18 protein-coding genes are annotated in these 21,729 nt (G+C 42.0%); 5 read left to right on the top strand and 13 right to left on the bottom strand.

Annotation, left to right across the window (positions count from 1 at the left end; genetic code table 11):
• Positions 1 to 5 precede the first annotated feature (5 nt).
• Both J4E06_RS05205 and J4E06_RS05200 read left to right on the top strand, forming a co-directional pair.
• Positions 6 to 1,721, top strand: coding sequence for a SusD/RagB family nutrient-binding outer membrane lipoprotein (locus J4E06_RS05205; RefSeq protein ID WP_349522977.1), 1,716 nt, complete (start codon positions 6 to 8; stop codon positions 1,719 to 1,721).
• A 23-nt stretch (positions 1,722 to 1,744) separates the two neighbouring features.
• The gene (locus J4E06_RS05200) at positions 1,745 to 2,545 is read left to right on the top strand and encodes a hypothetical protein (RefSeq protein WP_349522976.1); all 801 of its coding nucleotides are present in this window, start codon (positions 1,745 to 1,747) and stop codon (positions 2,543 to 2,545) included.
• A gap of 3 nt (positions 2,546 to 2,548) precedes the next feature.
• On the opposite strand, the gene J4E06_RS05195 is transcribed toward J4E06_RS05200, so the two are convergent.
• A complete protein-coding gene (locus J4E06_RS05195; RefSeq protein WP_349522975.1) occupies positions 2,549 to 2,683 on the bottom strand; it encodes a hypothetical protein in 135 nt (44 codons plus the stop codon).
• A gap of 198 nt (positions 2,684 to 2,881) precedes the next feature.
• On the opposite strand from J4E06_RS05195, the gene J4E06_RS05190 reads away from it, so the two are divergent.
• Entirely contained in the window at positions 2,882 to 4,084 is a 1,203-nt protein-coding gene (locus tag J4E06_RS05190; RefSeq protein ID WP_349522974.1) for an MFS transporter, read from the top strand.
• A gap of 91 nt (positions 4,085 to 4,175) precedes the next feature.
• Entirely contained in the window at positions 4,176 to 5,003 is an 828-nt protein-coding gene (locus J4E06_RS05185) for a glycoside hydrolase family 16 protein (RefSeq protein ID WP_349522973.1), read from the top strand.
• A gap of 9 nt (positions 5,004 to 5,012) precedes the next feature.
• Here J4E06_RS05185 and J4E06_RS05180 read toward each other — a convergent pair whose 3' ends face one another.
• The 6 genes from J4E06_RS05180 to J4E06_RS05155 form a co-directional block, all read right to left on the bottom strand.
• On the bottom strand, positions 5,013 to 5,195 hold the full coding sequence (locus J4E06_RS05180; RefSeq protein WP_349522972.1) for a CPXCG motif-containing cysteine-rich protein: 183 nt from the start codon (positions 5,193 to 5,195) through the stop codon (positions 5,013 to 5,015).
• A 3-nt stretch (positions 5,196 to 5,198) separates the two neighbouring features.
• The gene (locus J4E06_RS05175) at positions 5,199 to 6,524 is read right to left on the bottom strand and encodes a TolC family protein (protein ID WP_349522971.1); all 1,326 of its coding nucleotides are present in this window, start codon (positions 6,522 to 6,524) and stop codon (positions 5,199 to 5,201) included.
• Positions 6,524 to 9,820, bottom strand: a complete 3,297-nt coding sequence (locus J4E06_RS05170) for an efflux RND transporter permease subunit (RefSeq protein ID WP_349522970.1) — start codon at positions 9,818 to 9,820, stop codon at positions 6,524 to 6,526. Before J4E06_RS05170 ends, J4E06_RS05175 begins: the two co-directional genes overlap by 1 nt.
• 12 nt (positions 9,821 to 9,832) lie before the next feature.
• Complete coding sequence (locus tag J4E06_RS05165) at positions 9,833 to 10,954, bottom strand: efflux RND transporter periplasmic adaptor subunit (protein WP_349522969.1); 1,122 nt, start codon at positions 10,952 to 10,954, stop codon at positions 9,833 to 9,835.
• Positions 10,955 to 11,102: 148 nt separating this feature from the next.
• Positions 11,103 to 11,990: a leucine-rich repeat domain-containing protein gene (locus J4E06_RS05160; RefSeq protein ID WP_349522968.1), complete on the bottom strand. Its 888-nt coding sequence runs from the start codon at positions 11,988 to 11,990 to the stop codon at positions 11,103 to 11,105.
• Between the two features lie 135 nt (positions 11,991 to 12,125).
• Positions 12,126 to 14,042, bottom strand: a complete 1,917-nt coding sequence (locus J4E06_RS05155; RefSeq protein ID WP_349522967.1) for an ABC-F family ATP-binding cassette domain-containing protein — start codon at positions 14,040 to 14,042, stop codon at positions 12,126 to 12,128.
• Between the two features lie 66 nt (positions 14,043 to 14,108).
• Here J4E06_RS05155 and J4E06_RS05150 point away from each other — a divergent pair, with 66 nt between their 5' ends.
• Positions 14,109 to 14,495: a DUF983 domain-containing protein gene (locus tag J4E06_RS05150; protein WP_349522966.1), complete on the top strand. Its 387-nt coding sequence runs from the start codon at positions 14,109 to 14,111 to the stop codon at positions 14,493 to 14,495.
• Between the two features lie 11 nt (positions 14,496 to 14,506).
• Here the strand turns inward: J4E06_RS05150 and J4E06_RS05145 are convergent, their stop codons facing one another.
• The 6 genes from J4E06_RS05145 to J4E06_RS05120 form a co-directional block, all read right to left on the bottom strand.
• Positions 14,507 to 15,562, bottom strand: a complete 1,056-nt coding sequence (locus J4E06_RS05145) for an NAD(P)/FAD-dependent oxidoreductase (RefSeq protein ID WP_349522965.1) — start codon at positions 15,560 to 15,562, stop codon at positions 14,507 to 14,509.
• Positions 15,563 to 15,752: 190 nt separating this feature from the next.
• Positions 15,753 to 16,655 carry a type IX secretion system ring subunit PorN/GldN gene (gene porN / locus J4E06_RS05140; RefSeq protein WP_349522964.1) on the bottom strand — a complete coding sequence of 301 codons (903 nt, stop codon included), beginning with the start codon at positions 16,653 to 16,655 and terminating at the stop codon, positions 15,753 to 15,755.
• A gap of 25 nt (positions 16,656 to 16,680) precedes the next feature.
• Positions 16,681 to 18,261 carry a type IX secretion system motor protein PorM/GldM gene (gene porM, locus J4E06_RS05135; RefSeq protein WP_349522963.1) on the bottom strand — a complete coding sequence of 527 codons (1,581 nt, stop codon included), beginning with the start codon at positions 18,259 to 18,261 and terminating at the stop codon, positions 16,681 to 16,683.
• 67 nt (positions 18,262 to 18,328) lie between these two features.
• Positions 18,329 to 18,985: a type IX secretion system motor protein PorL/GldL gene (porL, locus tag J4E06_RS05130; RefSeq protein WP_349522962.1), complete on the bottom strand. Its 657-nt coding sequence runs from the start codon at positions 18,983 to 18,985 to the stop codon at positions 18,329 to 18,331.
• Between the two features lie 85 nt (positions 18,986 to 19,070).
• Positions 19,071 to 20,447, bottom strand: a complete 1,377-nt coding sequence (gene porK, locus J4E06_RS05125; protein WP_349522961.1) for a T9SS ring complex lipoprotein PorK/GldK — start codon at positions 20,445 to 20,447, stop codon at positions 19,071 to 19,073.
• Positions 20,448 to 20,570: 123 nt separating this feature from the next.
• On the bottom strand, positions 20,571 to 21,728 hold the full coding sequence (locus J4E06_RS05120; protein WP_349522960.1) for a formimidoylglutamase: 1,158 nt from the start codon (positions 21,726 to 21,728) through the stop codon (positions 20,571 to 20,573).
• Position 21,729 lies beyond the last annotated feature (1 nt).

The following is a 21,729-nucleotide window of genomic DNA, read 5'->3' as shown; positions in this document are numbered from 1 at the left end:
ATATTATGAAAAAAATATCAAATATACTAAGTCTTTTAATCGCTGCGCTGACAGTTATGCTGGGCTGTGAGTCCACTTCGTTGGATGTGGTGGAGAGTCCGAACGCATTAAATCCGTCGCAGGCGAGTGTTGATTTCTTTCTGAATCAAATTCAGCTTATGACAGCACAAATCCATTCCGGTGAGGAAGGTCGTGCCGAAAATGGCCTCAGTCAATTTGGAATGGAACCCGTAAGAATGCAACATGGTTTTGGGCCCACTTATCGTGAAAATTATGACCCATCCGATTTTGACCGTGTTTGGGATAATGTCTACGCAAGAGCGTTGATAGACATCAGGACCATGAATCCCTTGGCGGAAGAAGCAGGCCAGTTCACCCATATTGCCATCGGGCAAATATTGGAAGCCTATATTATGATGTCCATGGTCGATTTCTTTGGGGATGTACCCTATTCAGAAGCAGCCAAAGGCGGAGAGGGAATTTTAAACCCTTCCGTGGATTCAGGAGCTTCTATTTATCAAGCAGCAGATCAACTTTTGATTGATGCCATTGCCAATCTGAACAAGGATGAAACTTCTTTGCCGACCAATGACCTGTTCTACGACGGTAACGAAGGTCAATGGAGGAAAGTGGCCAACACCATGCGTTTAAAGCTATACCTGCAAACACGTTTGGCCAGTGCCGATGGATTTGGAGCATCAGCTTCCACAGCGCGTATCAACGAGTTGATCAATGGCGGTCAATTGATTTTGGACCCTTCCGACGATTTCTTGTTCCAATGGGGAACCAATAACGCCTCTCCAGATAGCAGACATCCTTATTTTGATGCGAATTATGATGGTGCTGGGCCTAGCTCAGACTTTTATACCAGCAACTATTACATGAATTTGATGGCCAATCAGTATGGTGAGCCCGATCCAAGAATACGGTACTACTTCTATAGGCAACAATCAGATTTTTCAGGTGCCGATGTAGTAACCAAAGAATGTGTAACCGAAATCTCGCTGCCCGCTTGGTGGGATTCCAGTGAACCCTATTGCTTGGTACCGGCAACCAATGGTTTGAGCGGCTATTGGGGGAGAAACCATTTGGATGATGACGGAATTCCACCAGATGATGCCTTTAGAACCTTGCATGGTACTTACCCTGTTGGAGGACCGTTCGATGACGATTCATTTAGAAATGTATCCGGTTCGGGCGCTATAAACGAAGGTTTGGTAGGTGCAGGTATTTCACCTATTCTAATGTCTTCCTACACCTATTTTATGTTGGCCGAAGCTGCATTGACCTTAAATACAACAGGGAATGCTAGGGATTACTTGGAAACAGGAATCAGACAATCCATAGGCACCGTGGTCGACTTTGGAGCTTCCTTGGCTTCTGGAACCGGATATGAGCCCACAACGGCAGCCATTGACAATCATATTGCCGAAATATTGGCCAATTATGATGCCGGTGATGATACGGACAAGCTTCGCATCATTGTTGAGCAATATTTTATAGCACTTTGGTGCAACGGGATCGAAGCCTACAATACTTACAGAAGAACAGGTCAGCCAGACAACCTGACACCTGCATTCACAACCCCGGACCCGGGCCCGTTCCTAAGGTCCATGTGGTATTCTCAGACGGCGGCGGACAGCAACACGAACATTGTGCAGAAGAGTGCTCCAAGTACTCCAGTGTTCTGGGACACCAATGCTGATGGATTCGTAGATTGATTTATAACCAAAACAAAATACAGATGAAAAGTAATTTTAAATATATATTCGGCCTTGCCCTCCTAACCGTAGGAATCGCGGCATGTGAAGACGAGGACAAAAATCCGCTCAATGTTTTTGAACTGGAGGATTCAGCCGCACCTTACGTTAGAATTGTGATTGATGAAACCATCGTTGCCAAAAGCGATTTGTCCAACTCCACTTTTTCAGGAACGGTTGACGACCCGAGCGATAATGTTGCTTCTTGGGATTTGAGCGTTACCCTGGAATCAGGAGGAGTTTCCACAGACACCGTTGCCTTGACAACCGTAACAACCTTTCCAAGCGACATCACTATCCCTTACACCGATATTGCCAGTGCTCTTGGTATAACCGTGGATGATATCTCCGGAGGGGACTTTATCCGGTTTTTAGGACGGTCCACCGGCATTGATGGTACGGTAACCACAGTGGAAAACTACAGTGCAACTGTAACCGGTCAACCAGAGCAATTGCAAGCCTTTAATTTTATCGTTCTTGTCAAATGTTCACCGATTACGGGAACAACAGTGCCCGGAACTTGGGTCATTGAAATGCAAGATCTTTTTGGCGATGGATGGGATGGCGCCTTTGTCACTTTTGAAATAGATGGTGTTGCCACAGACTATACATTCACCGCAGGAGATGCGGCAACATTTAATGTTGATGTGCCCAATGGCACCAGCGAACTAGTGATTTCATATACCAGTGGAGCTTTTGAAGAAGAACATGTTTACACTATTGAAACACCGGATGGCGAAGTACTTGGACCTTTTGGTCCCAACCCGTCTCCCTGTATCAATTAATTTTTACATATTGTTCAAGAAGAAGGCCCGTTCCAAATGGAACGGGCCTTTTGTTTTTATCCTAAAAATGGTTCCAATACATCGGGAATGGTACTTGTTGTTGAGGATTTCCGAGGGAAAGGAAGTATCAGCGTACATTTAATGTAGTTGAAAAACAGCCTTGAAACCCAAAATATCTTTTCAAAAGTATTTGTTTCATTTTTTGAATGTATTTGAATTAGTCCAATCCTCAAGGCTGTTTTTATTTCTTCAAGACATATTATAATAGAATTAAGTAAATTTCCTTGCTTTGCGTTACTGCAATAGACCTTACCTTTGCGCCCTAACAAGATAAGCTTGAACAACACTTCCAACTATACCAATAAAAAAGCACTTTTATCTCTTGCCATAGGCGGTTTTGGCATAGGCCTTACAGAGTTCGTGATTATGGGAATCCTTCCCAATATTGCAAATTCCATGGAAATTTCTATACCCAAAGCAGGCCATTTTATAGCCATTTATGCCTTGGGTGTGGTCATTGGAGCACCTGTAATGGCCCGTATCACAAACAACCTAAATCCTAAAAAGACTTTATTGTTCTTAATGTTGTGGTTTACGATTTTCAACACCTTATCTGCATTTTCAGGCAACTATTGGGTTATGATGCTTTTCCGGTTTTTATCCGGAATGCCTCATGGCGCTTTTTTTGGTATTGGCGCTGTGGTATCCGGGTATTTGGCAAAACCTGACAAAGCTGCCCGGGCCATGGCCATTATGTTTTCGGGCTTGACCATCGCCAATATTTTAGGAGTTCCATTGGGAACCTACATTGGACAGGAATTACATTGGAGCTATTCGTTTATACTAGTGGGAATCGCAGGGATTGCTACCTTGTCCAGCCTATATTTTTGGATGCCCAAAGAAGATTTGGACGAAGTTGAAGATCCCGAAACCCAAAGTACATCTCCCGGTTTAAGAAATAAAAAATTATGGGCCCTCATTATATTGACCACGGTAGGAACCGGAGGCTTTTTTGCTTGGTATAGCTACATTGCCCCTTTGGCAACATCTGTGGCAAAACTACCGGAAGACAATGTCGGATACATAATGATTGTGGCTGGAATCGGAATGTTTTTTGGAAACTTTCTGGGCGCAAGAATGACGGAAATCTTCAATCCTGTGAAATCAGTTGTGATAAGTATGCTATGTATGACAGCCATACTCCTATTAAACTCGCTTTTTGCCAGTAACGATGTCGTTATATTTATCTTGAGCTTTAGTATTGGTGTTATTACATTTACGATTGCCGCACCCATTCAAATTGCTATAATAAAAGCCGCAAAAGGTGCCGAAAAATTAGGCTCCTCAATGAACCAAAGTGCTTTTAATATGGGAAATGCATCTGGGGCCTATTTTGGGGGACTTCCCATGGTTTTTGGACTGGGGGTCAATTACGCCAGTGTAGTCGGGGCTATTTTGGCATGCATTGGCGCTGGTATTGGAATATCCATTCTCTACTCGATGAAAGCCCAGAAAAAAAAAGAGGCATTACGCTCTTAGGATTTAATCACCCTATTTTTCATTCCATAAGTATAATTGCATAAAAGTCCAATTAGTTCATTAGTTTAGTTGATCATTAAAACTTTAGCTTTTGAGAACCTTTCTATTATTGTTGATTTTTACCGGATTAGTCTACCCAGAGATAGATTTCAATAACAAAAAACCTAAAAATACGTACTCCGAACTTGTATTTTCGGATGAGTTTCAAAACGAAGGAAAACCGGATTCAAGAAAATGGCATCATCAAATTATTCCACCAAACAATGGAAGCTGGCACAATGATGAACTGCAACACTATACGGACAGGGAAGAGAATTCATTTGTAAGCGATGGCACATTAAAAATCCGAGCCATAAAAGAGGAATACACGTATAATGGAAGCACAAAAGAGTATACTTCAGCTAGACTAAACACCAAATTCGCATTTACTTACGGACGTGTGGAGGTAAGAGCAAAACTGGCCAGTAATGCAGGAACATGGCCTGCTATTTGGACTTTGGGAGCCAATATTAACGAAACCGGAAATTATCTCGGGGATCAATACGGAAACGTGGGCTGGCCTCTTTGTGGTGAAATCGATATCATGGAACAAACGGGTTGGGACAAAAACACTACCATATCCCATTTCCATTGGGGGGATTTGAACACCAAAGAATATATGGATACCGGCGGTGAAACTCCTGTGGCAAATGCCTCTACTGAATTTCACATCTATGCTATGGAGTGGGATAACGAAAGTATCAAGACCTATGTGGACGACACGTTGGTATTTGAATTGCCCAACACCGACAACAAGCCTTTGAACCACGAACATTACCTGATTCTAAATATGGCCATAGGCGGAAACCTTGGTGGTGATGTGCCGGTGGACTTTACGAAAGATACTTTTGAAATTGATTACATTAGGATTTATCAATAAAAAGTCAACTTATTGACCCAGTTCCCTGACATTAAAAAAAATAAGCTCCTGATTATTGAATTTGGCCGTGGCCTCTATGGGATTACAACATACTTCGCAGTCCTCCACATAGGTTTGTTGCGGCACGGAACTATCCAATAAAAAAGATATTTCTTCCCAACAATAAGGGCATTGAAAAAAATGCTCGTACATCTATTAAAAATCAACATTGAGTAACTCGCCGCTAACTTGCAACATTTGAAGTTCTGCCAATTTTGCATTGTATTTGGCCTGGCTTTTTGCCAATACAGCATTCAATAAATTCAACTGGGCCTGCCTAAACTCAATGGAGGTAACTTGTCCAAGTTTATACCTTTCATCTGTTCTCGTGAAGTTGTTCCGATTGGTTTGCAGGTTCTTCTCCTGTACCTCCAACACATAGAGGGCATTGGTATAACTATCCCATGCATTACGGATATCCCTTTCAACCTCCAACTGGATTTGTTTTTTGGCAATCTCTTGATTTTTGTAGGCCACCTTTGCGTTCTTGATTCCCGTAATGGTACTCCCCCCATCAAACAAATTCCATGTTAAGTTTACCGCCCCGGTTACTCCTGTGGAGGTGTTCTGTAAAACAAAAGCCAACGGACTGTTATTGTTGGATTCGTTCCAGCCATAGGTTCCAGTCAATCCAATGGTAGGCAAATAACCACTTTTAGCGACCCTGATATCGTTAAGGCCCATATTAAGGTCCTTTTCAACAATTTGAAGTCTCACATTGTTCAATTGTGCTTCGTCGTACATCGCTTCCATTTCCAAGCTTGGAATGAACGTTACTGTTGTATCCGCCAAAAATTGGTCTTCAAGGTCCCTGTTTAGTATCAGGTTAAGATCCCGCATGGTATTTCTGAGTTCTTGCCTGGAATTCAATAGGTTGATACTATCGGTATTGATGTCCACTTCGGCATTCAACACGTCCAACCCTGTGTTCTGACCAAATTCAAATTGATATTGGGCCCTTTTGAGTCGATCTTTGGAAATTTCCAAGGCTCTTTCCAGGTTTGCTGTGTTTTCAGTAAGACGTGCTGCTTCATAATACACCGTGAAAAGCTGTAAAATGGTATTTTCTATCGTCTGTCTGACCTCTAGTTCGGATTGTTCCGATCTTTCCTGAAAACTTTTGTAATTATAATACCTTCCCAAGCCATCGAACAAGGTATAGTTTACATTGACCGCAGCATTGTATCTTCTGGTTTCGGCCCCTTCTGCTGTTCGCACATCACCATTTCCCAATACACCCTCGGAATTTTGCTTGTCGATGCTACCGCTGGCATTTCCTGTTACTGAAGGCAAATAACCCGAGTTAAGAATATTGGCATTGTTTTCATCGATCAACTTGGTATTGCGGGCGACCTGAATATCCAAATTGTTTTCCAAGACCAAATCTATGGCCTCTTCTTTGGTGAGCAATTCATCTTGTGCGTTGGCCAATGGACCAAAAAATAATAGAATCAGGGGTATTGTATAAAAAATGCTTCTCATTACGTAGTCTCTTCTTCTATAACTTTTGAGGTTTCTTCTCCATTTTGTGTCGCGTTTGTACCTTCGGTTACATTAAGACGAGAATCAGTGTCTGCACTCATCTCATCTTCTTCATGTTGCTCACGGATAGCTCGCTCTACTTCCTCTGGTGTCACTTTGTCCCCGGTCCACAATCGTTTTGCAGCAACTTTTACATTGTTTCCAAAGGAAAGTAGCAAGGGCAGCATCAATAACGTCAGAACGGTAGCGAATCCGATTCCATAGGCAATGGAAATAGCCATGGGCTTTAAGAATTGGGCTTGACGGCTTTTTTCCAAGAGAAGTGGTGCCAGACCGGCAATTGTGGTCACAGAGGTCAAGAATATGGCTCTAAAACGAGAGCGTCCTGCCTCAAAGATGGCCTCATCAAACTTCATCCCACTGCGGAGATTGGTGTTGAACTTGCCGATCAATACCAGTCCATCGTTAACCATAATACCAATTAATGCAATGATCCCCAACATGGACAAAACGTTGATCGGAAAACCGTGCAACCAGTGTCCCCATGCCACGGCTGTCAAACTGAAAGGAACCATAAAAATCAAAAGCAATGGTTGACTTATACTCCTAAAAGTGAAGGCTATGACAATAAAAATCAGAAACAATACAATTGGTCCCACAAACCCTAGGGAACCGATCAATTTATTGGCCTCTCTGTTCTGTCCTTCGTAAGATGGGCTGATGGATGGGTATTTGGCCAAAATTTCCGGCATTACCTCATTCCGTATCCAAAGCATGGCATCGGTTCCACTTGTGGTTTCCGGGTCGGTTAAATCTGAAGATACCTGGATTTCCCTCCTACCTTCCAAGTGATTGATGGCCACATCCCCTCTTTCAATGGTATAGCTTGCAATTTCCTTTAATGGAATTCGGTCTCCGCTGGGAGCCAAAATCCGCATTTCATCCAAATCTGAAATGGATGATCTGCCTTCTCTATCGTATCGAACCCAAACCCTAATTTCATCCTGCCCGCGTTGAAAGCGTTGTGCCTGTGCACCAAAGAATCCACCTCGAACCTGGTTCATCACGGTACGAAGGTCAAGGCCAAGCAAATAGGCATTTTCTTTAAGTTCTAAACGTATTTCCTTGATGCCCTCGGGATCGTTGTCGGTCACATCCTTGAGGTTGGCATTTTCTTCCATCGCTTGTTTAAGCTCTTCCTTTGCCGCCTTGAGCTCTGCAATATTATTGCCTAAAAGGGACACCGAAACTGGACTGCCACCAAAGTTGCCTCCGGAGCCATAAATTAAGCTCTCTACGCCAATAACAGGCCCCACGAGTTCCCGTAGCCTAGTGGTCACCATATCGGCACGAATACCATCGGGGCGCTCTTCTCCGGGCAATAGGTTTATCTCCAATTCAGCGGAAGATGATCCAGGGCCTAAGTTTTTGATCATATTTACAAAAAGCATCTTGTCCATTCCTTGTAAATATTGGTCAGTAAGCTCCTGATTTACAATATGGGCTTTTTCCTGAATAAGGCTTATAATGGAATCCGTTACTTTTTCATTGGTACCATTGGGCATGGTCAACTCAATAGATATTTGGTCACTCGCAATCCTTGGAAAGAAAGCGGTCCGTATAACACCTCCACCGATAGATCCCAATGTTAACACCAAGCCCATAAAGAAAAGGGCAAAGGTCAAGATTTTGTAATTCAACATAAAGTTAAGCGCTGGACTGTACCAGTTATCCCTCATGTAGTTCATAAACCTATCACCCATTTTATTGATTATCCTAAGTTTGGCAAAAACCTTGGCAATACCTTTTTTGGGTTTATCGCTCTGCGGATGGAGTGCCTTGGAATGCGCCAAGTGGGCAGGTAAAATAATCAGTGCTTCTATCAAGGAGACGGCCAGTGTCAGAATTACGATTACCGATACTTCACCGAAGAATTCACCAATACGGCTGTCCAAGAACAGAAATATGGAAAAAGCCAAAATTGTGGTGATTATCGCTGAAATAATTGGCGGTATCACTTCCATGGTTCCATCCAAAGCAGCTTGTACCGGCGATTTTCCATCTTCATAATGCTGATAGATATTCTCCGCTATCACAATGCCATCATCCACCAGAATACCAATAACAATAATCATCCCGAACAAGGAGAGAACGTTTATAGTAACATTGAACATGGGTGCAAAAACAAACATTCCCAAAAATGCTATAGGAAGGCCAAAGGCCACCCAAAATGCTAATCGGGTGTTTAAAAAGAGTGATAAAAACACCAAAACCAAAATCATCCCAACGACTGCATTCTCCGTTAACAGTTGAGTACGCTGTGTCAATGTTGTGGATCGGTCGTCTATAACATCCAACCGCACATTGGTGTATTTTTCATTGAAGTCTTCAATGTACTGCCTAACATTTTCGGCGGAGCCCATTAAATCTTCCGTATTTGTGCTGGTAATGGTTATGTTAACGGCCAACTCCCCATTAAAATAGGAGGCATTGGGAGTTTCGGAAAATCGATCACGTACCGTAGCAACATCCTTTAAGCGAATGGTGCGCCCCGCTGCATCGCCTCGAATAACAATGTTGGAAAGTTCATCTCCATAATACGAGCGATTGTTGGCGCGTATCAAATATTCTTCGGTGACGGTTTTTATATTACCCCCTGTCACCAAAATATTGGCGTTGGAAACTGCTTGCGCTACATCGGTGAAAGATAGGTTATACGCCAAAAGACTGTTTTCGTCGACGGCAATCTCTATTTCTTCATCGGGATAGCCCGCTATTTGAATCTGTGAAATACCATCTATGGCCCTAAGGTCATTTTCTATTTGACGCCCAATTTGTTTCAGGGTTCCCAAGGGAATATCTTTCCCGCTTACAGCAAAGCTGATAGTGGGCCTGACCGGTTCTTGCTTGGCAACGATCAAGGGTTCCATGCCCGTTGGAAAGGTCGGCACCCTATCCACTGCATTCTTAACCTCCAACAACATGAAATCCACATTTCGCTCCTTCTCAATTTCAACGTTGATGGTACCGCTGTTCTCCCTGGATGTAGAGGTTACCCGTTCTACCCCTTCGAGTCCTTTTAGGTTGTCCTCAATTTTCAGCACGATTCCTTCCTCGACCTCCTGTGGTGAAGCTCCGGGATAGGTTATGCTTATGGTTATGTTACGAGCCTCGTTAAGTGGAAAAAAAGATGATTTCAAGGAAAGGATTCCTACAACCCCAAAAACAAAAAATGCCAATATAAAGACATTTACTGCCATGTGGTATCTAATAAAGTACGAGATGAGTTTTCTCACGGCTGTGGGGGTTTAGGATTTACTTTCGTCAAATGTTTTCACCAACATGCCCGCGTACGCACCGGTAACCGGTTTTGCTACAATTACTTGTCCATCCGGAACATTCTTGAGGACCACGGTCCTCTCGGTAAAAAATACCGGGTTTACATCCATTAGGTCCAGAATGGAGTCCCTAACCACAAAAATTTGGTTGTTTTCCAACAAAAGGGAACGATCGATCTCTATGGCATCCGGTTCTTCTTTGGCCTCTAGATTTGCTTCCAAATATTGGCCTTCCTTTAAATTTTCTCCTTTTACCTCTATGTAAACCGTAATCGTCTGCGAATTTTGATCAACACTACTGTTCACTCTAGCCACTTTCCCCGTATAGGTTTGGGTCTTTTCCAAATTGGACAACGTCACCTGCTTTCCTTCCCTTAAAAAATCTCCGTAGGTCTTACTAACGGAAACTTCAAGTTCGTACAAACCTGTATCTATGAATTCACCAAGTTTTTGCCCTGACCTTACCAAAGTTCCCTCGGTGACCAAAGCTTCGGTCAAAACTCCCGTGAATGGAGCGGTAATGGTGTATTTGGACAAACGTTGCTCCAAATTCTTCACGTTGTAATAGGTAGTGATGATTTCTCTTCCTGTAATAAAGAACTTCTCTTTTTCCGTATCTAACTTTGGAAGTTCCGGAGTGGTTTTCTCTAAATCAAATCCATTAAGATATTGTTGCCATTTTGGATAAATTTCAGGGTAATCCAGTCGTAAATCCGGCATTATGGATGTAAGTAGGTTGTAGAGATTACTTTTTGCAGATTGCACCGTTGCATAGTATTCGCTGGCATCAATCCGAATAAGTGTTTGTCCCGCCGTGTATTGCTGTCCCGTTCGAAACAATTTGCTTCCTGGTCTAAATACCCCTTGGACCTCTGAGTAAAGTTCCACTCTTTTTTTTGCTTGCAGGTTCCCATTTGCAGGAACCATTATCGGTATGGTAGCGTTCTGTACAGTATCAACAAAAACGGTCTTAACCACCTTTTGAGATGGCGGTCTTCTATTTTCTTTACTATCTGCAATAAGTCCGGCAAAATATAGTGAGGCAAAGATAATAATACCCCCAACCACTGCCGATATTATGAGCTTTCGCATGCGTGAGTTGGTTTAATCGGTGCAAATCTATCCCCTACATTTTTTACAATGGTTAAATATTTCATAAAATACATTTAAAACCAGGTCAAATGCAAAAAGGGGACCCCAAACGGCATCCCCAAACCAAACAAACTAAAGTAATAACTAACTACTCGTTTTCGTTTTCGTCCTCGAACTTGGTGTCTGCCATTCGAGTACGATCTATCTGAATATCCTTGAATTTTGGGTTCAGTGTTCTATCATCCGTATCCAAAACCAAAAATTGCTTAGAATCCATACCATGCAAGACATTGAAAGAATTGAACCTATTGTTTTGAAGTTGTAGTATTTTTAAGCTGGCCAATTGTCCAAATTCGGATGGAATCTCCCCGCCCAATTCATTGTTGGACAAAACCAATTCCTTTAATTGAATCAAATTGCCAATTTCTCTAGGTATCTGTCCCTCCAATTTGTTTTCAAAAAGGCCCAAGGCTTCCAAGTTAGTAAGGTTTCCTATAGATGTAGGTATGATACCCTTAAGGTTATTGCTGGAAAGGTTGAGTTCCTTCAAGTTTTTAAGTTTTCCGAAGGATTCCGGTATGGGTCCCGTTAAAAAGTTGTTGAACATCGAGAAAACCTCCAATTGTTCAAAGTTGCCAACACCTGTGGGAATAGCCCCTTTGATTCGGTTCATCTCCAAACGAAAAACCTTCAACTTTTTGAGTTTTACAATGTCTTTTGGAAGTACGCCCGTAATTTGATTAAAAGCCAGATTTAACTCACTCAAGTGTTTTAAATCCCCGATGCTTTCTGGGAGTGTACCCTCTAAATTGTTCATAAAGAGTGTTAGACCAACCACATGACCTTTTTCAATTTCTACACCTTTCCAAGTGGTCACTGGGGCTGTTACATCCCAAGAAGAATTCCATTCACTCCCATTGGTATTATTATATAAATCAACCAAGGCAGCTTTTTCTTTGGGGGACACCTGTCCGCTGGCGAAAGAAATGCCAGTCGAAAACATCAGGTAAAAGAAAAAAATGGCTACTCGAATCATTTATTACTTATTTAGTTGTACGGAATTTACCTACAAAGTAATAAAAATGAGAAACATCCTACAACTTTAATCGTTGAATTAACCTCTTTTGTTGTGAATTTGCCAAAAACAGATGTGAAAAACTTGAAAAACTATTTAATCCAAGGACTCCAATTCGTGTGACAGGTTTTCCCAATCCTTCATTAGAGCGTCCAAATCCTTTTTTTTGCCCTCATAACTATCAAAAAAGTTAGGCCTGGCAATAGTGGTATCGTAATCCATAAGTAGATCGTGATCGATATTGGCAATCTCTTTTTCCAGTTGCGAAATCTTTTTTTCAACTCCGCTAAGCTTATTTTTTAGGGATTTTTGTTTCTTTTGGGTCTGGTAGTCATTATCCTTGGTTTTCTCTACTACCTTTTCTTCCTTCTTTTTTTGTTCTCCTTTTTCAACACTACGGAAATCCTCCACCTTACGTTGTTCCAAATAAAAGTCGATATCTCCCAAATATTCCTTTATGCCCCCGTCTTTGAACTCATAAACCCTATCCGTTAATCCTTGAAGGAAATCGCGGTCGTGAGAAACTAAAATCAAGGTTCCCTCAAAATTTTGAAGCGCCTGTTTCAATACATTTTTGGATTTGATGTCCAAGTGGTTGGTAGGCTCGTCCATTACAAGTACATTGAACGGTTGCAACAACATTTTGGCCAAGGCCAGTCGGTTACGCTCCCCGCCGGACAATACTTTCACATACTTCTCTACCTCATCCCCCCTAAACAGGAAAGATCCCAAAATATCCCTTACTTTACTACGGTTCTTTTCGTTGGCCGCATCGATCATCGTGTCCAAAATGGTTTTGCTGCCATCCAGATATTCGGCCTGGTTCTGGGCAAAATACCCCACCTGCACGTTGTGACCTATTTTTAAATCGCCTTCGTAATCCAGCTCACTCACCATTATCTTGGCCAAGGTGGATTTACCTTGTCCATTTTGGCCTACAAAAGCGGTTTTACTACCGCGGTCGACCATCAGGTCTATGTCCTGTAGTACCTTTTTGGAACCATAGCTTTTGGATACGCCGTTCAATTCAGCTACTACCTTACCGGGATTCACGGAAATAGGAAATCTCAGATTCATTACGCTATTGTCCTCTTCATCCACTTCGATACGGTCCATTTTGTCCAGTTTTTTGATAAGGGACTGCGCCATTGAGGCCTTACTGGATTTTGCCCTAAACTTTTCTATAAGGCGTTCGGTCTGCTGAATTTGCTTCTCTTGATTTTTTTGGGCACTGAGCTGTTGTTCCTGAATTTCTTTTCGATGCACCAAGAACTGGGAATAGGGTTTATTATAATCGTAAATTCTTCCCAAGGATATTTCAATGGTACGGTTGGTCACATTGTCCAAAAACATTTTATCGTGGGACACAATTACCACAGCCCCGGGAAAATTGCGAAGAAATTGCTCCAACCAAATAATCGACTCAATATCCAAATGGTTGGTGGGCTCATCCAGCAGCAATACATCATTGTTTTGCAACAGCAGTTTGGCCAATTCTATACGCATACGCCATCCTCCGGAAAAAGTTTCGGTCAACTTGTTGAAGTCTTCCCGCTTAAAACCCAATCCAAGAAGCACCTTTTCTGTATCGCCTTCGTAGTTGTAACCGCCCAATATTTCATATCGATGGGTCACATCGTTAAGATCTACCATAAGCTGATGATATCCATCGCTTTCATAATCGGTACGCTCGGCCAAAGCTGTGTTGATTTCGTCCAACCTAAGCTCCATTGCCTTGATTTCGGAAAATGCTTGATAGGATTCTTCCAGAACGGTCCTGCCTTCTTCGAAATCAATATCCTGCTTAAGGAAACCGATTCTTATGTTCTTTTCAGTGGCTATGGCCCCCTCGTCCAAAGGCATTTCCTTTGCCAAGAGTTTGAGCATGGTGGATTTTCCGGCACCGTTCTTTCCGATAAGACCTACCCTATCCCCTCCATTAAGTCGAAATGATATTTCTTCGAAGAGATATTCTCCTCCAAAGGCTACGGAAAGATTATGGATATTTAGCATTTATATGTGACCTTAATTACAAAACATTATATGGCGAATTCATACTTTTGTACAAAAGCCGTGCAAATGTTAAAAAAAGGAACCAAAATGTACAGCATTTTAACAGGAAACTGTCCAAGATGCCAAGAAGAGAGCATGTACGAGAAATCCAATCCTTATGCGTTGTCCAAAATTTTCAGCATGAACGAGCGGTGCTCCCACTGTGGTTTAAAGTATAAGATTGAGCCTTCCTTTTTTTACGGTGCCATGTACGTGAGCTATGGGGTGGGTATTGCTTTCGCGGTTGCGGCTTTTGTAATTTCGTTTTTGTTTCTTGGTGCTTCGTTACCTACGACTTTTATTGCCATTGTAGGTACTTTGGTGGTGTTTATGCCCGTGATCATACGCTTGTCCAGAAATATTTGGATCAACTTTTTTGTGAAATACGACCCCACCTCTGCTAAAAAACATTAAACAATTAAAGGTTAGTTGGCATAATATTTTTTAGTAAATCGTTGGATGTCCATTTCTGGGTCCAAGGCAGTATTCTTTTCAATAAAATCAAATAATTGTCTGGATGCCGAGGGTCCAATAAGCACTCCTCTGGAACCAAAACCATTCAATACATAAAAATTTTTATGCTCTGGATGCCTACCTACCAAAGGTCTGCGATCTACTACGGTAGGGCGAATACCCGCTACGTGGTCCACAACCTCAAAATCACATTTTAAAAAGGTTTTCAGTTTTCCCAAAAGTTCGTTTTTGGATGCTTCCGTAGGTTTGTTGGTTTTGTCTTTCCATTTGTATGTGGCTCCCACCAAATACTTATCATCCTCCATTGGAATGGTAAAAACGGAAGATTTAATCACATTATCCTCTTTGTAATCGGGTGCATGAATGACCAAAAGTTCTCCTTTGGTTCCATTCAAGGGCAAATAGGCGAAATATGGGTTTTGTTTAAGGCCATAACCGCAAGCAAAAACAATATTTTTGGAGGTAATGGACTTATAAGTGACGTATTCTCCATCCGTTGTAAATGCATCAAAATCGAACGATTCCGATACCAATTGACCACTCTTTTCTAGATAGTTTTTATATAATTTGACCAAAGTGCGCGTATCTATTCTACCTGTGTACTTTACTTCGCCAAAACCATGGGGAGCATCGATTGCCGGGTTGTTGTTGGGCAGAATATTGGTGGACAGAAAATAATCCAAATCTGGGCGGTCGGTAGCTTCAAACCACATATTCTGTTCTTCGATGGATGCAAATTTTCTTAGAACAGGTAGTTCATAATCCAATGTCGCGCCTAGTTTTTCTTCTAAGTTAAGGTAAAACGGCTTTGCATTCTCCAGTTGTTCTTTGGCTTTCCAGGCCATGGTAAATCGCTTTAAAATAACGGGATTGTACAACCCTCCAGCCACTTGTGATGCTTGTTGTGAAGCATCTTTGATTACTTTAAAGGATTTACCTTCTTTCTCCAACACCTCACAAAAGGAAATCCCTGCCAAACCCAGACCTACTACTATATAATCCACCATACCACAAAATTAGGCATCTGATTGATCCCACAATCATTCAAATTTTAGATTAATGCAAAAAAACGCCGCACTAGGTGCGGCGTTTGCTGTATTGAATTGGAAAATATTCTATGGGGATTCCGAAACAAGTTCGGAATAATTCAACCATCAACTTTGTCTGCTGCTTTGCAACTTTCAAAGATCGGTTTCATTAATACGCCCACATATCTTGCTCTCTGTCTCGTATGCCCTCTTTGATTCTTTGGGCTTCCAAGAGCTGGAACAATGCATTATCAAAAATATAATCACTTATCTCACGATCTTCGTGAACGTTTTCCTCTTTGTAGATCACTCCATTGAATCGACGCGCGTTCAAAAGCATATCAAAGGAAATGGGTCTTGCGGAGTTTCGTTGGTTGTACACTTTGGCATCGTGCAAAATTTGCCTTGCCGCAGGGTACCACACCCAGAACAATTCTACTTTGTTCTGTCCCGGATCTATAGACTCATCATCGATGAAGTTTACGTCCGGTGCAACAGGTGCAATTCCCAATAAACGATACTTAAGCTCTCCTTGGCGTTTGTCAAAATACCAGATTCCCTTAATGCGATACTCCTCAACATCCGCTGCAGTCAAGTCCCTTTTGTTGATAAACTCCGGGGAAACCTGCTCTCCAGCATTTACCTGCTCGTACCCAAGGTCCGTGGTATCCACCTTGCTCAAGGTTGCCGATAGATCGGATAACTTTCTCTTCTCGGTAAAGTAGGAGTCTGCATAAACCTCGGTAAGGTTTCCATTTCTGATGTTTTTCATCAAAACGTGGTACAGCGACCTTCTGTCCTTTCCAATACCTATGGTATCGGTCGGGTAATAGAGTGGAAAGTTTACTCGCTCGTCAAGATCGATGATTTCCCATACGGTCTTGGACCATAGGATATCCCTATCATCCACGTAACCGTACGCTAAAGGCTCATCAGCATCTTGCTCTATCTGAGCTTGGGTTTTTTTACCTATATCCTCTGGCATCTTGGCATTCAAAATGTTTGCCTGCGCCATGATCGATACCGGCAATATGCCCAACAATCCAATTAATAATGCGTTTTTCCAATTCATGATCACTTGTATACTTTTATACTTCTTAGTTTGTAAGCTCAACCACTACAGGAGATACTTTCTTCAATTTGTAGCTCTTGTTATTTGTGATGTAAGCTTGGATATCGAATATCTGGACAGACTCGCCTCTACCTGCTCTTCTAAGAACAGATTTAGCTCTGTTATCCAATTTGTTTCCGTTTACAACTACCGTAGGCTGACCAGGTACTTTGAACTTAAACTGGCTTACAGCAAGGTTCAAATCAAAGTCAAAGTCTTCCAACATTGCGCTAACTGTTGCAATTTCAAGGTTGTTTTTAGGCATCTTGATGCTACCAGACTCTCCACGAACAGTACCACTTGGCCTTGGAATATCCTTGATACGGAACTCATTTTTACTTGAAACCGGTTTACCATCGGGCAATGTACCTGAAGCGGTAATGGTTACCGATCTTCCTGTACCTGGATTCATGATATATTGGCTACCGCTTCTTCTGGTCAAACCAGGAGCTGAAGCTCTCACCTTATTATCAGGGATACCAGGAATAGAGATAGTCATTGGGTTGGCAACACCTCGGTACACCACATTCATCTTATCAGCGGAGATAACCGCTGCGTTAGGCATTGAGATTGTTGCAAAAGTGTTGTTTACTTCTACAGGCACCTCTTTGCCATCCTGCATATAAGTCATGGTTCCCTTAATGGTATGGTCTCCTGGTGAACCGGCACTGATCAGCATTTTGATACCACCAGCTTCCAATTCATAATCCTCACCTTCAGTCAATGGTCTTCCGTCCAAAGTCAATTCAGCTTTTACAGGAGTGGAAGTCTTGTCAGTTTTACTAACAATGATCTTACCTGTGTACTTTTCTCCCGAATAGTAAGCAGACTTAGGTGCATCCAATGCACTTGCAAAGTTTGTCAAAGAAACCGCTTCGGTCAATTCACCTTCCAAAAGGGTTTTCAACACCTCTTGCTCAGTAGTTTTGATGTCGGCTTGCAACTGGGTCAACTTTGTTAAAGAGGCAACCAATGGGAACCCTTCGTAGTGATAGTTGATCCAATCTTGACGTGTACCATCTCTAGTCTCTACTTTACCGTCGTCCTTTTTACCGTCATTCGTGGCAAAACGTGCATCGACGGCCGATTTCAACGATTGGAAACCTTCTGCTGGCAATGCGTTTTTTACCCCTTCACGGTACTTGTTGATCTGTTCCATAAACTCTTTTCCTTGCGGAGCCAAATTGTCTCCTTGAAAGAATTTTTGGTCCAAGTAATCAGACTTGTCCATAACCACATAATCTTTTGGGTCTTCCAAATCTGCGGTCATCTCTTTCTTCAATCCTTCCAAATAGCTGTAATAACTATCCGAAAGTTGTTTGATTTCTTGAGCGTTTTGATACAGCTCCCCGTACTCCTCTTCGTTTTCGTTGGCTTTTGTTTCCAAGCTGGCCATAAAACTAGAGTTGTTGGAATCCATATTGGTATTGGAAGTTTCCAACTTTTCGTTCATTAGTCCGAAAGCTGCAAGTACTTCCTTGCTCATATTAAGTGCCAACATCGCGATGAAGATCAAGTACATAAGGTTGATCATCTTCTGACGTGGTGTTTGTTTTCCTGATGCCATGTTTTCTAATTAGATTTAATAATTAATTTGATTTGGTGTTGTTTTCTGTTGATCTGAAAACTTCTAATTAGACTTTTCCTCCCATGGCTGTAAGCATACCACCGTACACTCCGTTCAAAGAAGACAGGTTAGTGGCCAAAGACTCCATTTGGTCTTTCAACGCACCTGCGTTCTGTACAACTTCTTCGTTAATAGAAGCTTGTCTGCTAGCACTTTCCAATTGAACTTTGTACAAGCTGTTCAAAGATTCCATTTGAGCTGCAGCATGAGACAATTCCTCAGAGTATTTTTTGGTGTGCTGAATAGCATCTGTAGTAGGAGTGATATTTTTAGCGGCACCTTCAAAACTCTTGATACTTTCACCCAAGTTGGAGAAAAGTTCAGAATCGATTTTTGCTTCTTTAAGAAGACTATCCAATTTCTTGGAAAGCAATCCTTCAGCTTCCTGAGCATCTTTAGCTTGTTGTTTTTTAGAAGCGTCTGCTTCGCCACCGGCCAATTCCGGGTACACCAAAGACCAATCGAATTCATCATCTACTGGTTCAAATGCAGAGATTGCAAAGATCAATGCTTCGGTAATAAGTCCAACTGCAAGAAGAAGTCCACCTGTAAGTGGTCCGAACTCCCAGTGAAGGATCTTGAACAATGCACCAATAATTACTACCGATGCTCCAAGGCCGTAGGCCATGTTAAACAGCTTTTTTGTTGATTTTGACTGCGCCATAATTCTAGTTTTAATTAAGTTATATAAAAAATAAGTATTTGGTTACTACTCTTACTTGTTTATATAATGTTCTCTCGTTTTTTTATTATAATCCGCTTCTTCCGTTGGTAGAATCTTCTTCTCCCATATAATCCTGAACAGTTCTGAATCCGATGTAACTTCTTGCGGAATCTTGGTATTCATAATCCCTGGTACTTACTTGTAGGAAGTAAGCAACATCTTTCCAAGAACCTCCTCGGATTACCTTACGTTTGTTGTCCTGCGAACCAATATTCGGGTTCATAGTGGACAAATATTCGTAAGCTCCCGGATCAAAACTGGAGTTGGTCCATTCGGAAACGTTACCTGCCATATTATACAAGTTGTAATCGTTCGGCTCAAAAGATTTTGCTTCTACGGTATATAGTGCTGCATCGGCCGCGTAATCTCCACGTTGTGGTTTAAAGTTGGCCATAAAGCAACCGGTATCACTGATTACGTAAGGACCGCCCCATGGATATGAACCACCTTCGATTCCACCCCTTGCGGCATATTCCCATTCGGCTTCGGTTGGTAACCTAAACTGGTTCACAAATTGCTTTCCACGGCTTTTTTGATCATCGTTTTTAAATTTTGTCCTCCAGTTGCAAAAAGCCTTGGCCTGCATCCAGTTTACTCCAACCACAGGATAGTCGCTATAAGCATCGTGCCAGAAGTAATCATTGTGCATTGGTTCGTTGTAGCTGTATTCAAAATCTTTAATCCATACGGTGGTATCTGGATAAATCTCCAATTCCTCTTGTTTTATAAAGTCTTTTCTGCTTCCCGATTTTGCGCGGGCAGCCGCTTCAATATCCATCCAGTTGTACTTGTACTTTATTTTGGTAACGTCGATGCTCCTTAAGCCATTGTAGCTCTCTTCTTCTGGAAGGTACATAGAGTCCATTACCTCGGCATAATATTCATCAGGGTACTCGGAAGTATCCCAAACTAGATCAACATCTTTGTTCAAGGCCCTGCCTTCGTAATAGTTATCGCCCATACCAGCATAGTTATCGAGCATATACTTATCATAAACAGAAAGTTCGGTGGTGTCGGTATCTTTAAAACCGTATTCTCCGATACCTTCGTCTTCGGGACCTATGCCCAGTTCATCGGCCAAAATGGCCAATTTGGTTCTTACTATGGAATCTTTGACCCACTCCACAAACTGTCGGTACTCACTATTAGTGATTTCCGTGTCGTCCATATAAAAGGAACGTACGGTAACCGTTCTTGTGGGAGCGTTCATTACTTTGGCCTGATCCTCTTCGGCTTTACCCATAACAAAGGCGCCACGCGGAATAAGCTCCATTCCATAGGGTTTTTCTGGATGCCATTTTTTACCACTGACCCCAACTAGTTCACCTTTCGACCTTGATTTAGAGCCGCAACTGGTAAGCAAAAAAACAAGTGCTATAGATGACAAGAATAGCTTTCTCATACTTTAGGTTAAATTATTCGATTCAAGATTTAAATAACTGTGCTGCACACATTCATTATTCTCAAAACTGATTTTTGAATGAATTATTGTGCAAAAACAATTAATGATCAAAATTTAATTTATTTAGTTTAAGCCTTTTCTGTAGGCCTTAAACCACCTTTCGGGAATGTTCTGGTTGCAAGCATCCAAATAGTCCTCTTCGGTGCAAGGTAATAACGCCACCGAATTTGTTTTAGTATGTTCTGCTAAAATTGTTGGTACTTCTACCCACCATCTTTCTGTGACATGGCTTTTGAAGAAGATCAATTCCTCCGTGTCGGTGGGTACAGTAAACTTTGTGAAGTCTTCGCTCTTAGAGCTCGGGGATTCTTTAATCCTGAAACTCAGGCCCTCTATAAAGTACCAAATGATCTGGGCAATCATCTGGAACGCCTGATGAGAGTTCTCCCCTTCGTAGATACCGAACAGGGATACTTTGTCGCTGATACCTGCATATCGGGCAATGGTACATATCTCTCGACCTGTAAAACCGTTTGGAGAAAAGTTACTTGTCATTCCCATTTCGCTGGCACGGATAGCTCTCAGGTCCAAGCTAACAATATCGCTGCTGCGCAAAACGGGCTCTGCCAATTCTATGTTGGAAGCAATCTCACCTAAGCGATAGGCATCAAAAAAAAGACGCTCCATCAAATCCTTTTCTTCCTGGGCATTGAAATAGCTTTGATACCCTATGTTCGAAAAATTAAAAAGATTGTTGGGCTTGTCGGTAATGATCTTACTCATATAAGAATGTGATGAGATCAATTCATCGTCCTCACCAAAATCAAAACGACTATCGATGGAGACCAGATTCACCATATTCTTTATTTTATCAAAAGCACGATAAGTGGGAAAAGTAATGTCCTGGGTAAGCCCTAATACTATAGGTATGATATTTTCTTCAAGTAACCCGGCCACAATTTCCTTGACCACAAAGTAAGTATCCTCCACGGTGTCGCCTTCCTCCACATCGCCAATATCTATAATGGTGGAGTTCCAATTGCCCATCATTAAACGGTAGAGTTGGATACGGACTTCGTCCAAATCCAGTTTTTCGGGTTTTTTCTCAAAGGCATTTCTGGATTCCAATACGCCAAAAATGGCCACATCGGCATGGGCGAATACCGGAAGCCCATCCTTTTCCGTGTGCATATGGATGTTCTTGCCCAATGCTTGTTCTGGCAACAATTCGGAATGTGCCAATACCTTGTCCTTAACGGGAACCAGAAAATCGAAGGCCATA

Source organism: Allomuricauda sp. NFXS6 (assembly GCF_040148835.1).
Classification (GTDB): domain Bacteria; phylum Bacteroidota; class Bacteroidia; order Flavobacteriales; family Flavobacteriaceae; genus Flagellimonas.
This window is presented reverse-complemented; position numbering and strand designations above follow the sequence as displayed.

Excerpts from the sequence above, each read along its gene's own strand:
- J4E06_RS05155 (WP_349522967.1), bottom strand. The coding sequence starts at position 14,042 with ATGCTAAATATCCATAATCTTTCCGTAGCCTTTGGAGGAGAATATCTC.
- porN (WP_349522964.1), bottom strand. The coding sequence starts at position 16,655 with ATGAATTGGAAAAACGCATTATTAATTGGATTGTTGGGCATATTGCCG.
- J4E06_RS05120 (WP_349522960.1), bottom strand. The coding sequence starts at position 21,728 with ATGGCCTTCGATTTTCTGGTTCCCGTTAAGGACAAGGTATTGGCACAT.
- J4E06_RS05150 (WP_349522966.1), top strand. The coding sequence starts at position 14,109 with ATGTTAAAAAAAGGAACCAAAATGTACAGCATTTTAACAGGAAACTGT.
- J4E06_RS05200 (WP_349522976.1), top strand. The coding sequence starts at position 1,745 with ATGAAAAGTAATTTTAAATATATATTCGGCCTTGCCCTCCTAACCGTA.
- J4E06_RS05160 (WP_349522968.1), bottom strand. The coding sequence starts at position 11,990 with ATGATTCGAGTAGCCATTTTTTTCTTTTACCTGATGTTTTCGACTGGC.
- porM (WP_349522963.1), bottom strand. The coding sequence starts at position 18,261 with ATGGCATCAGGAAAACAAACACCACGTCAGAAGATGATCAACCTTATG.
- porL (WP_349522962.1), bottom strand. The coding sequence starts at position 18,985 with ATGGCGCAGTCAAAATCAACAAAAAAGCTGTTTAACATGGCCTACGGC.
- J4E06_RS05165 (WP_349522969.1), bottom strand. The coding sequence starts at position 10,954 with ATGCGAAAGCTCATAATATCGGCAGTGGTTGGGGGTATTATTATCTTT.
- J4E06_RS05145 (WP_349522965.1), bottom strand. The coding sequence starts at position 15,562 with ATGGTGGATTATATAGTAGTAGGTCTGGGTTTGGCAGGGATTTCCTTT.
- J4E06_RS05195 (WP_349522975.1), bottom strand. The coding sequence starts at position 2,683 with ATGTACGCTGATACTTCCTTTCCCTCGGAAATCCTCAACAACAAGTAC.
- J4E06_RS05175 (WP_349522971.1), bottom strand. The coding sequence starts at position 6,524 with ATGAGAAGCATTTTTTATACAATACCCCTGATTCTATTATTTTTTGGT.
- porK (WP_349522961.1), bottom strand. The coding sequence starts at position 20,447 with ATGAGAAAGCTATTCTTGTCATCTATAGCACTTGTTTTTTTGCTTACC.
- J4E06_RS05205 (WP_349522977.1), top strand. The coding sequence starts at position 6 with ATGAAAAAAATATCAAATATACTAAGTCTTTTAATCGCTGCGCTGACA.
- J4E06_RS05180 (WP_349522972.1), bottom strand. The coding sequence starts at position 5,195 with ATGTACGAGCATTTTTTTCAATGCCCTTATTGTTGGGAAGAAATATCT.